Here is a 12,216-nt window from a genome sequence, read left to right as displayed (position 1 = left end):
TATGATAAATACATTGGTGAAAAAATGTTCTAAATAGTCGTTTAAGGTACTATTTTAAATCTATTTTATAATTTGGTATATAGTAAAAACAGATTAACAGGGGTTCTATTTAAAAAAACATGACTTTTGGCACCTACTTTCACTTTGGTTAACCGATATTATTTTCCTGTACTTTCAAACGTCATTATTAATACAGGATTTTATTATGCTTAATACTTTTATTAAAAAAACATCTCAACTTGCTATCACAAGCCTTTTAATATCAGGTTTATCATCGGTTTCTATTATTGCATTGTTATCCAGTAATGTGATGGCTGCTGAACTAACAATTAATGTGAAAGACATTAATATTAATGAAGGGCATTTAATGGTGGCTTTATTTTCAGGAAGTGAGTCATACAAACAAAATAAAGCAGGGTGGTCGTCAATGTTAAAAGTCAATGGCGAACACGAAGTTCTTAGTTTTAAAGACTTACCCAATGGTGAGTACGCACTTAAGCTTTTTCATGATGAAAATGATAATAAAAAACTAGATTTAAATATGCTTGGTATTCCTAAAGAAAATTATGGTTTTAGCAATAATGTAGGACGTTTTGGTCAACCTAGTTATGAAGAAGCCCGATTTTTAGTGAAAGAAAATACGAATATTGAAATTAATTTATTTTAATATCAATATAATATAGTTTAAAGTGGCTTTGAGTCACTTTTATTTAATAAGTAGTATCATGAAAGGTTTTTTAAATTTAGTTCAAATGAAAAAAGACTGGTTATTGCATTTTTCAGGTGTTTTAACTTGGTCATTAATTTCTTATATTACGCTAAAAGAATTTAGTTTTGGCTTTGACTTTATTTGGCGGGCGATTGCGCTTTTAAGCTTTTTATTATTATTTGTAACAACGCACTCTACAAATGATTTTTATAGTCGACTCCAAGTTAAGGTCTCAATTGTTTTCCAAGTATTGATTGTGCTTTTCTTGATTTACTTTGGAAAATATCAAGTAGCCCCTATTTTATTATGTCTAATCGCAACTCAGTTACCAGCGATATATAGTCGCTTTAATGGAATGATATTTATACTCGCAATTAATATTAGCTATTATATTGTTATGACATTTTCGGATCCTAGTTTTAGTATATTTACAATTTTCACATTTGCTTTATTACAGGTATTTGCATTTTCAACAATTGAAATTGTTTTAAGAGAAAAACATGCAAAAGAAGAAATAAGCGCAATAAATCAAGAACTTTTTGCAACTAGATTTATGTTAAAAGAGTCGACTAAAAAGCAAGAGCGTTTAAGGATTTCTCGGGATTTACACGATATTTTAGGCCATCAATTAACGGCTTTATCCCTTAATTTAGAAGTAAGTATGCATAAAGTGCCTAGCGAGCATAAAGCGATGTTGGCACAAAATTTAGAACAAGCAAAAGCGTTATTACACAATGTTAGAGGTGTTGTAAAGCAAATGAGAACACAAGATCAATTTGATTTAAATGCGGCTTTAATTGATTTGTTTGAACAACTCCCTAAATGTCGCCTTATTATAGAAAATGAATTTAAGGTGAATTCTTTAGGTTTGAAATATCAGTTAATGTATTGTTTACAAGAAGGAATAAGCAATGGTTTAAGGCATGGTCATGCTACAGAGTTTTCATTAAAAAATAACTCTGTGGGTAATAAGCTTGAAATTCTATTGATTGATAATGGACGAGGAAATAGTGAGCTCAATGCTGGGAGTGGCTTAATTGGCATGAATGAAAGGTTGGCAGACTTTAATGGTGAGGCATTATTAACGTCTAATTTAGACGGTTGTATTTTAAAAATAAAGGCAGATGACAGTTATGATTAAGGTTGCATTAGTAGATGATCAGCTTCTTGTACGTCAAGGCATTGCTGGTTTATTGGCGATCAGTGATGATATTGAAGTTATTTGGCAAGCCGATGATGGGGAACAAGCATTCGTTGAAATAATAAAAACCCCTCCAGATGTTTTATTGTTAGATATTAGAATGCCAAAAATGAACGGCATTGAACTGGTTAAAAAATTAAGGGCACAAGGTAATGCACAACCTGTGCTTATGTTAACAACATTTGATGATAGCGAGTTATTTATGCAAAGTTTGCAAGCAGGTGCAAATGGCTTTTTATTAAAAGATGTTTCTCTTGATAAGCTTGTTGATGCAATTAAAACGCTAGCAAGCGGTGGCTTTATCGCTGAACCTGTAGTGATGAAACAATTAGATCAAGGGCTTAATACAACAACAGAAATAGAAACCTTATCGGTCAAAGAGTTACAAATATTAAAACTGATGGCTGGAGGATTCTCAAATAAAGAAATTGCAGGTAGCATTTTTTTAGCGCAAGGCACGGTTAAAAACCATGTTTCGAGTATTCTTGCAAAACTGAATACTCGAGACAGAACACGAGCTGTACTAATTGCGATTCATCAAGGACTTATTTAGCTTAGTTAATCTATATTGAATTTTACGATATATAAAATATTTTTACGTCTCTATTGTAACTGGTAACCTTTTGTAAAGTATTGCTTTCTCCGTGTTCAGGTGAGTTAATAATGTGCCCTTAAACCGATATAAAAACGACGACCATTTTGATATAAAGCAATGGGAGCATATTGGTTTCTTTCATAAATATATGTTGTTTCATTATTTAAGTTAATACCTTCTAATACTAAAGAAAAGTGTGTATTTAAATGGTAAGTGAAATTGGCATCAAGCTGTCCAAAATCATCCGTGATTTGTTCACCTATACCAGTCGCAAACTCAGTTCTATAATTATAAGATAGCCGTGTACTAAAAGACTCATTCTCAAAATATCCAGTTAAGTTAAATGTATGTTTGGAAGTTCCTGGAACTGTATCAATTTGACTCTTGGTATTACGTGAGCCATCTACAAAAGTATAATTGGTTATAAAGCCTAAACCATATAGAAGCTCTTTTTGAAAATTGATCTCAAGACCTCTTAGCATGCCTCCTACACCATTAATTGGTCGGTCGATTGCCATTAATATGTCTTCATGAATTTCCTGATGACGTCTTATTTCGATAAATGAAGTTACGTCTTTACTGAATGTTGCAATAGAAAATATACCGGCATCTTCAAAGTACCACTCAAGGGATAAATCAAATTGATTTGCTCTGTATGGGTCAAGTGATGGATTACCGCCAAAGCCTTGGGCTTGAGTTACATTGTAGTTTGTAGAAGGCATTAAGTGATGGTATTGCGCTCTGGCCATAACACTTGCAGCTGAAAAACGTAATTGGAGATCAGTATTCAAATCAAAGTTGATATTTATACTTGGCAAAAAGTCATTATAATTTTTAGCTGTTGCTTGCCAAATAAAATTATCATTAATATTTTCGGGTGAAGCAATTCTTTTATAGGCAGCTGCTACTTGATGCGTATTTATTAATCTAAAACCTAAGTTTGCATTATAAAATGCTCCTTCTAAGTTGATTTTCGCATAAATTGCACTGGTATCTTCTTTGATATTAAAGCGACTCGATTTTTCATCAGCGCTAATAAAGTTGATATCTTGATATGCTTTATCTAAGAGTGAAGTATCTGCATAGGCATAATTTTTAAGCGTTGAATCATCACCTATATCGGATAAAAAATCTTTTGGCATTGCACCTGAAAAGTCAGATAAGGTCCAATTAAGTTGATTTTTAATATTGTTATAATGACCATTAGTTGAGCGTATTCGAATAAATTTTCGTTGGTGTTGTCTTAATTTCGTACCAAATTTGATTCCACTGATCAGGCTGTGATCAATAGGGCGCTCAAAATCAGCTTGTAAATATCCTTCTTGATCAACAGAGTCGAGAGAATCTTGTCTTACTTGCGATATAAACCAAGCGGATGCATTTGTTGGTGCAATATCATAAGTTGTTTTTATATTCTTATATTGACGTGTATCAACTGAAAAATCAGTATTAGCAGACCATTGAGAGGTATTATCTTCGCTTGTACCGCCATTGGCTTTAGTTAAACCTATTTGGTATTGATTATGCCAAATTGTATTTTGGTGACTTAATTCTAATGCTAAACTAAACGTATTTATTTTTGATGTACGCCAAATAGCCTCCATTGAAGTATTAAAAGGTTGTTCTGATCCATTATCGCTTGGTACTTTTGAATAAGTTGCCGATGCTAATGTGTTATCAATAATGTCATAATCACTGATATAACCTGAATGGGCAAAAACATTATTTGGCTGCCACAAAAAATTTTGATTTGTATTATCAGCATTTAATTCGGAATAAAGGCCTGTTAAATTAAAATGCCAATCTAATTTAGGTTGATATTCAATACTGAGTATTGCGCTGGTACGTTTTCTATTTTGTTGGAAAAGTGCAGAGCCACCACCACCAGGGGTCCAAATGTTGGTTAAGTGAGCCTTTTGATCTTTTGTTGGAATTAAGTTTCCCTGTGTATTTTTATGATAGTTTTCATTATGCCATCCCCAAGATTCTAGACCATCACGGCGTAGTGCTCGTTCTTGGTGGACAAATGAGATTAAAATGCCCAAATCACGGGTATCATTGTGCCAGTTATATAAAGAAGAAAATTGCGGGTCAAACTTTCTAGAAAGGTCGTTGTATTGATAGTGTAAGGTTGAAATAAACTTACCGTCATCTGTATTCAAGGGTTGGTGGGTTGTTATATTGATAGCGGCGCCTAAAGAGCCTTCATCTTGATCTGCCTGTGGGGTTTTAATGACTTCTAAAGATGACACCAGCTCTGCAGGTAGCATAGTAAAATTAAAACCTCGATTTGGTTGTGATGAAATCCACCAATCAGCAGAAGCAATATTTTGATTATTAAAATAGGTTTTGTTTTGCCCAGGGGTTGTGCCTCGTACACCGATACGTTTACCTTCACCCATTACACGTGTTAGTGAAATACCCGTAATACGTTGAAGAGATTCAGCAACATTTTTATCTGGAAATTTGCCAATATCTTCGGCGTTGATCACATCGGAAATTGAGCTTGCGGTACGTTTATCATTTAAAGATCTGACAACGCTGTCATAGATACCCCGAATTTGAATCGTTTCTAGTAGACTCGTAGAGGGTTTTTTGTGAAGTGTTTCGTTTTTAGTATTGGCATATGAAGGTTGATAAAATAGTATAAAAATCAAATTCATGAGGATTAAAGAGCATTTTATAAATGGTTTCATGGCCTTGCCTTTATTATTGTTATTTGAACTTTATACTGAACTTTTTATTTTTGATAATTATAAGTGCTTGTTTTTAATGTTAGTATTCATTGATATGAAAACAGAACAAGCATAAAATGAACTTTCACCCATAATACTCTGAGTTTAACTAATTAACCAGCTGATAACGAATGTAAATATTTTTTGAATATGCCAATTGAACTCTCCAACAAAGTCAAATTAAATGACATTGAAGTTGATTTTGCTGCTTTAAAAGTGCAAATCAATGAAGTTTGGTATGGTGTAGAAGCAAAACAAATTTTGTTATTAAAATTGTTAATTGATAACCGGGGAAAGGCACTCTCTCGTGACAAAATAATGCAAGAAATTTGGCCCGAGGTGATTGTAAGCGATAACTCTGTGAGCCAACTTATAACCCAGTTGAGAAAAACCTTACTGGATGATAAAGGCACGCCTACGTTTATAAAAACAGTACCAAGATTTGGTTACCAACTTATTGCGCAAGTGGAGGTGAAAAGGCAAACCTCAGTCTCGTCAACAAATAAATCAACTTTAGGCTTATGTTTATTAACAGGTTTGATTATAGGCTTGATGTTGAACAAGACATGGCAATTACTTTCACCTGACAAGTCACCTAAAAATAAATACCAATATCAAAGTAGATTAACTTCGGTACCAGGAGCTGAAGTTTTTTTAAGATATTCTCCTGATGGGCGATATTTGGCTTTTAGCCAAACAGACAGAAATAGAAGCCAAATGGATTTAGTTGTTTATGATGGAAAAAGCAAAGCCTTACATGCAATAAAAAACTCAGGTTATAGTGAACAGGCGCCTGTTTGGTCACCGGATGGTAAGTGGCTTGCGTATTATCGCCACGATCCTATTAGTTGCACTATTCGAGTAATGTCGGTTATTAATCCTGTAGAAACATGGCGTTTAAGTCCCGACTTTCATATGGCTGACTGTCAAGCTGGCTTTAGACGAAGCAAGTTACATTGGCCTGTGGCCTCGACCTTATATAGTAGTGAGTGGCATCATGGCTCGCCTAAATTAGTCGAAATAACGTTAAATGAACAGGGTTATCCAAAAGAGCTCAAGCGAAAGTTATATGAAGAGTTTCAACCGATTGAAATGGATTTTAATGCAAATAAAAATATGCTCATTGTTCAAAAGTCAGAGCAAGATTTCGAGTTAAGCAAGGTGAACTTAGTCGACAATAGCTCCGTAATATTATTGCGCTCAAAACAAGTTTTTTGGGGGCTAAATTGGGATTTAGAACAAACAGGGTTTTGGATAGGCAATGAGGCACTCAGACATTACCCTTCATCAGGTGAAAAGCGTGTTATTCATGAACCATCTGGCTTTATAGCTGACTTAGATATTAATCCAATTACTGGCATGATTGCACATAGTGAAGGCACAACAAGTGTTAATTTATATGACTTATCAGTATCGCCTTTTAAAAAACACAAAACGAATAGCAAGGTACAATTATCATCTTCTGCGCGTTTAGATGTACTTCCTGCAATATCAGATGATGGTTTACAAACGGCATTTGTCTCCTATCAAAGGCGAAGTTTAAATGGCTTTAGATATATTGAAATTTGGCTGAAACACAAACAAAAAAAAGCAGCTTCTGTGATTGCCAATTTACCTGAGAATATTACAGTGGATTATTTATTATGGTCGCCAAATGGGGATAATTTATTGGTCGCTGATACAGATCATAATGTTTATTTAATAAATACATTTTCGAAAAAGTTAGTGCCAATAATATCTGGATTCAAGGGGGTGGAAGAGATTGTGTGGTCTAAAAATGGTCGTAAGATTCACTATATGGCAAAAAATGAAGGCTCACAATGGCAAAATTGGTTATATGATTTGCAGTTGGCTAATAATCATTTAGAAGCAAAAGTGATATCAGAAGGCGTTAATAAACAGTCAGATGCCCTTTTAGCTATAAAAAAATTGAATCCTTCGTTTTCCGATTATAGAGCAAAAATTCACACATATTTAAGTGCACAAATAGATGATCCTTATATTTTAAATGCTTTACCTTCGTCTATTCATTTATATCGTCCAGCAATAACAGATGTTGGGATATATTATGTATTGAAACAAGGGCATAAACTCTTTTTATACCTTTACCTTTTTGATGGTCAAATTAATCAAGAGATCAGCCAAATTGGAGTATATGAGCATGATATTAATGTGCCGCTAACTGTTTCGAGTTCAAAAGATGCTAAGAATGTGGTTTATTCACGTGTAGAAGGTGTTGAAATGGACATAGTACTACACAGTAAAAAAACACAGTAAATACCTTTACCCTAAAACGCGATAACCTCTGCCTTTTAAACAGTTTCTAATGACGTGTTCTTTCTTGTGTTCGGCTTTTTGTCCCCCTCTAACTGAACCTGACACGGCACCAACTCCTGCACCTTGACCTACCGTTGTACGATTGCCAATGATAGCTCCTAATACAGCGCCTGTTACTGCGCCAACAGCACCTTGTTTTGCTGCAGCTTCACCAGTATTGACCTGGTTTGCATAGTGTTGACATTCAGATAAATCTCTTTCATAGGCCGCGATATCTATGCCTTTGGTATCAACTATGGGGGTTTTATTGGCGCAGGCACTCAGAAGAATGAAGCTTGTAATGGTGATTGTTTTTATGAACGCTTGGCTGGTTTCAAAATTGATATTATTCATGGTTTATATCCCAAATTCAATTAAGGAGAACTCTATTAAACTTAGTTCAGTGAAACTGAATGGTAAATGAATGAAAAAGATGTCAATGATTCTTTATATAAATTGAGTCAAGTTTGTATTCACTTCTATACTTTAATGAGTAAATAGCATTATCCATCAGGGCATATTGATTTTAAGTTTATCAGGCGAATAAATTAATGAAAAATATAACAAATACAGTTATTTTTGACATGATGTTTGGCCAAAACATTGTCCACCATGACACTATGAATGAGTTTGAAGTCGGCATTATTAACAGGATAGAAAACTTACTGATAGAGACAGAGAAAATTAACTCTTATATTTCTTCATTACCTGAAGTTTTTTCAGAATTAATGGTAGAGCTTGAGAGTGAAAAAACTGACTTTTTAAAAATAGAAGCTTTATTAAACAAAGACCCGATATTAGCTTCTAAATTATTGAGCCTAGCAAATAGTGCTTATTACAAACATACAAAAAAACCTATTGAAACCCTTGCTAAGGCTATTGCAGTACTCGGTTTGGATAACATTAACTGCATAGTGATCCCTTTATTAGTTAAGGGGATTTTTAGGGTGAACTTATACCATTTTAAATTATTTGGTTCTTTGATTTGGCAGCATTCGTTAGAAACCGCTGTACTTTGCAAGATGCTCAGCAAAGATGCAGATAATATAAGTCAGTTTCATTGTTACCTTATGGGGTTAGTACATGATTTAGGAAAAGTTGTTGTATTTGAGTGCATTAGCCAACAATTAAATGAAATTGATTCTTTTAGTTTTTTAGGAAGTAACCAATTTAAGCAAGCATTAGCAAAGCACTCACTATTATTATCCGTTGAAATTTCAAAAAACTGGCAATTACCAATTAAGATACAGGATTCACTTGAACAGCAAGTAAAAGGTGATGAAGATGTATTCAGTCATATACTCAGTCTTGCTAATAAAATAAGTGAAGCTAATTTATTAATTGAAAATAATAAATTGACTTTGGTATCTGCTATTGAAGAGATTTCAAATGAAAATATTAGTGAAGATCAAGTGACTTCATGTCTTAACAAGTTGATGGAACTCCCCCCTCTTTAAAAATGAGAATATTAAAACGCGTATGTTTTAATGTTAAATTACTGCCAGTGTTTTAAAATTTTATCTAATTGACCATTATTTTTAATAACTTGAATTGCCTTATTTATTTTATTTACACTTTCTTTTGAATGCTTAGCTCGGCTTAACATAATATAAATATTAGCTTGGTATATCTCTAAAGGGTGCATTTCAAATTGGCCTAATTTGATATTTTGTTTAATAAAAAACTGCATAGATGCGGTATCTGCAAGAAAACCATCAATGCGATTGTTAAGTAACATTTGTACATTTTGTTCTAAGTCAACAACGGAATTAATATGTGCGCGAAAATTATTATCTAGATATAGTTTTTGAAATTGTGGACCATAATAATATCCATCAGAAATCCCAAATTTATAATTACTTTTGGCAAGATCAGATAAAGAAGTGATTGTTATTTGATTAGTTGAGCCTCTTTTGACAAATAAACTCACTTTCTCAGTACGATATGCATGACTAAAATGCGCATATTTTTCTCTTTCTTTGCTATAAGAAGCACCCATAGTTAAATTGATGTCACCTGTACGAAGGTATTTTAAGGTTCTTCTCCAGGGGGTTTCACGGTAATTTATCGATAAATTGGCTTGTTTTGCAACCGCACTTAAAATATCGACATCTAGCCCAACAAGCTTTTGATCTTTACTGTAATAATTAAAAGGAGGATAAGATTTAAAGCCTACATTTAAACTTTTAGCTAAGGGGGCGTAGGTAACAAAACATAAAAATATAATAAATACTATCTTCATTGATTATTCCAATTTAGTTGTTTTATTTAGCTAAAAACTTATGTGAATATATATATGTTCATAGTATAGAAGTATTTTATTTTTTGGAGAATGTGTTTTTTAAAGTATTTTTATTATGCTAGAGGGAATACTGGAAAGGTCAGACCAGTTAGTGCATAATTATTTTTTATTGCTAGTTCTTTAAACGAACATAAATATGAATATACAACTCAATATGAAATTACATAAATTAGAAGGTTATATCCAGTCTATCTATTTAGTTGAATACCCAGATAAACTTTTATTATTAGATGGTTGTTGCAGAGCTGATATATCTGCTTTAGAAATATTTATAACTGATACATTGCAGCGTTCTTTTAGTGACTTAAAACTTGTCGTTGTTACGCATATGCATCCTGATCATGCGGGTGCTGCTCATAAGCTCAGATCATTAACTGGTTGTCACATTGCCACCTCTAATGTTAAGGGGCATTGGTATGCTGGTATTGAGGGTTGGCTTATGCACTTTACAGATATTTTACTCGCAAAATGGGTTGCCAAACGGCTGAATAAACCGATGAAACGAGTATGGTACTCAAGAAAGCTAAATGCGGATCATAAATTAGATGAAGGTGAAGCATTACCAGGGTTTGAGGATTGGGTTTCATTGTCAACTCAGGGGCATACAGATAGAGATATTTCTTTACATCATATTCCAAGTAATAAAATTTATGTTGCAGATTTAATGGTCACTGTAAAAGGACATTTCATTCCTCCATTTCCAGTGTTTTACCCTAATCGTTATAGAGCTTCTGTAAATAAAATCATTAATTTAAAGCCTAACAGCATTATATTAGCCCATGGTGGAGAAGTGAAACCGACAAAAGCGCAATACCAATATTTGTTATCAAAAGCTCCTAAAATACCTAAAACCCACTGGCGTTCAGTTAAGGCAAGAATAAAAAATACTTTAGCTAATCGTTCCTAAAGCTTAGAGATAAATTGATTAATACTTACAGTGGACACACCTCTGGACTCAGCTGAACCTAAGGCTAAACTTGATAATTTTTTTGCAAGTTCAAGTTCATTTTTGAGTAAATGGATCTTAGCTTTATTTAATAATAATTCAGGATGGGTATCGTCTAACGCTAACCCTTTTTCAATTAAATTAAGGGTATTTTGGGATATGTTTTTATTTGATATATATAGTGAGCTTAAATCTCTGATTGCGCGAAAATAATTTTGTTCGCTGGCTACCTTTAACCAAGCGATTGCTTTACTTTTATTGTATTCAATAAATTGATCGTTAAGAAGCTCTCTACCTAGCCTATATTGTGCTGGCGCAAATCCGTTTTGCGCAGCAAGTAATATCCAATTCATGCCTTTTTTTCTATCTTGTTGTGTATACTCACCACGTAATAAATTAGAGCCTAGGCGATACTGAGAGTTAGCAAAACCATTACTTGCCGATTTTAATAATAAATCTGATCCTGCATTATCTTGATGCCAATGATATTTTAATAAACGAGTTGCATTGTGTTCATCAGCACTCATCCAATTAGCAATGTAATATTGCACTAAAGCATTGCCTTGTTCAGCCTGTTCGATCAGTTTGTTAATTTTTGTTTGATATTGCTTTTGTTGGTTGGCAAAACTTTGTTTGTATCGTTTTCCTTTATAAGTTGTAAAATGATATAACAAAGATCGGTTGTAAAAAGTCGTGGCAATTCCTGCTTGTAAATAAGGTTGATATTGCCAACGACGTACAGCATTAACAATTGCACGATTAAAGGTTTTATTAGGATATGAATCTAATATTTCAATATCTTTAACGGCCCCATTATCATCTATGTCAAACTCAAGCCAAACCCAGCCTTCTAATCCTTTTTTGTAAGCTTGTTCAGGGTATTTTGCATCAACTGTATAGTGTTTTTTAGGAATTAACAGGCTGCTTTGTGTATCGTCAAAAATAGGTAATAATTGTTTCGAAAAAGTTTGGTAGGAATGTTTTTGGGCCAGTGTTTTGTAGCTTTCTTCGAGCGCTGTTTTATTCGCAACTTGAGTGGATATTAATGCCGCGTATTGGCTTGCATCGGATAAACCATAGTCGGCGGCAAGTAAAAACCAAGAGTGCGCTTTAATAATATTTTTATCAACGCCTTGGCCATGTAAATACATAACTGCAATGTTATAGATTGCATCTTTGTTGCCTAGTTTGGCAAGTTGACTAAATTGCTTAAATGCAAGTACATAATTAGCTTGGTGGTAATGTAAGCTTGCGGATAATAAGTCAGCTTTAATTCTGTTTGAAAACAGTATTAAACAACTAATTAAAAGCAATAATCTTAAATTCACCTGAGCTTAATATCCTAATAATAATTTATGGTTTTATATTGTAACTGAATGATTATGTGGAATATAGCTTAATTAACTTGAACA

General features: G+C 33.4%; 10 protein-coding genes. 6 read left to right on the top strand and 4 right to left on the bottom strand.

Annotation, left to right across the window (positions count from 1 at the left end; genetic code table 11):
- Nucleotides 1–205: 205 nt before the first annotated feature.
- Genes BM088_RS15445 through BM088_RS15435 form a run of 3 tightly spaced genes read left to right on the top strand, consistent with a single transcriptional unit; the run spans nt 206 to nt 2,463 of the window.
- Complete coding sequence (locus BM088_RS15445) at nt 206–667, top strand: DUF2141 domain-containing protein (protein WP_091986097.1); 462 nt, start codon at nt 206–208, stop codon at nt 665–667.
- A 58-nt stretch (nt 668–725) separates the two neighbouring features.
- On the top strand, nt 726–1,850 hold the full coding sequence (locus BM088_RS15440; RefSeq protein WP_091986094.1) for a sensor histidine kinase: 1,125 nt from the start codon (nt 726–728) through the stop codon (nt 1,848–1,850).
- Nucleotides 1,843–2,463, top strand: a complete 621-nt coding sequence (locus BM088_RS15435) for a response regulator (protein WP_091986091.1) — start codon at nt 1,843–1,845, stop codon at nt 2,461–2,463. The genes BM088_RS15440 and BM088_RS15435 overlap by 8 nt, the downstream gene beginning before the upstream one ends.
- 104 nt (nt 2,464–2,567) lie before the next feature.
- Here BM088_RS15435 and BM088_RS15430 read toward each other — a convergent pair whose 3' ends face one another.
- Complete coding sequence (locus BM088_RS15430) at nt 2,568–5,201, bottom strand: TonB-dependent receptor (RefSeq protein ID WP_245763837.1); 2,634 nt, start codon at nt 5,199–5,201, stop codon at nt 2,568–2,570.
- 189 nt (nt 5,202–5,390) lie between these two features.
- Between BM088_RS15430 and BM088_RS15425 the strand changes: the two genes are divergently transcribed.
- Nucleotides 5,391–7,517 (top strand): winged helix-turn-helix domain-containing protein, encoded by a 2,127-nt coding sequence (locus BM088_RS15425; RefSeq protein ID WP_091986087.1) that lies wholly within the window; start codon nt 5,391–5,393, stop codon nt 7,515–7,517.
- Between the two features lie 6 nt (nt 7,518–7,523).
- Here BM088_RS15425 and BM088_RS15420 read toward each other — a convergent pair whose 3' ends face one another.
- Nucleotides 7,524–7,910 (bottom strand): glycine zipper domain-containing protein, encoded by a 387-nt coding sequence (locus BM088_RS15420; protein WP_143085090.1) that lies wholly within the window; start codon nt 7,908–7,910, stop codon nt 7,524–7,526.
- Nucleotides 7,911–8,107: 197 nt separating this feature from the next.
- Here BM088_RS15420 and BM088_RS15415 point away from each other — a divergent pair, with 197 nt between their 5' ends.
- A complete protein-coding gene (locus tag BM088_RS15415) occupies nt 8,108–9,013 on the top strand; it encodes an HDOD domain-containing protein (RefSeq protein WP_091986079.1) in 906 nt (301 codons plus the stop codon).
- Nucleotides 9,014–9,051: 38 nt separating this feature from the next.
- Here the strand turns inward: BM088_RS15415 and BM088_RS15410 are convergent, their stop codons facing one another.
- Nucleotides 9,052–9,798 carry a substrate-binding periplasmic protein gene (locus BM088_RS15410; RefSeq protein ID WP_091986073.1) on the bottom strand — a complete coding sequence of 249 codons (747 nt, stop codon included), beginning with the start codon at nt 9,796–9,798 and terminating at the stop codon, nt 9,052–9,054.
- A gap of 214 nt (nt 9,799–10,012) precedes the next feature.
- Here BM088_RS15410 and BM088_RS15405 point away from each other — a divergent pair, with 214 nt between their 5' ends.
- Nucleotides 10,013–10,765 carry an MBL fold metallo-hydrolase gene (locus tag BM088_RS15405; RefSeq protein WP_091986226.1) on the top strand — a complete coding sequence of 251 codons (753 nt, stop codon included), beginning with the start codon at nt 10,013–10,015 and terminating at the stop codon, nt 10,763–10,765.
- Here the strand turns inward: BM088_RS15405 and BM088_RS15400 are convergent.
- Nucleotides 10,762–12,132 carry a TonB family protein gene (locus BM088_RS15400; protein WP_091986070.1) on the bottom strand — a complete coding sequence of 457 codons (1,371 nt, stop codon included), beginning with the start codon at nt 12,130–12,132 and terminating at the stop codon, nt 10,762–10,764. The genes BM088_RS15405 and BM088_RS15400 overlap by 4 nt on opposite strands.
- Nucleotides 12,133–12,216: the final 84 nt, after the last annotated feature.

This window comes from Pseudoalteromonas denitrificans DSM 6059, assembly GCF_900112265.1.
Taxonomy (GTDB): domain Bacteria; phylum Pseudomonadota; class Gammaproteobacteria; order Enterobacterales; family Alteromonadaceae; genus Pseudoalteromonas; species Pseudoalteromonas denitrificans.
This window is presented reverse-complemented; position numbering and strand designations above follow the sequence as displayed.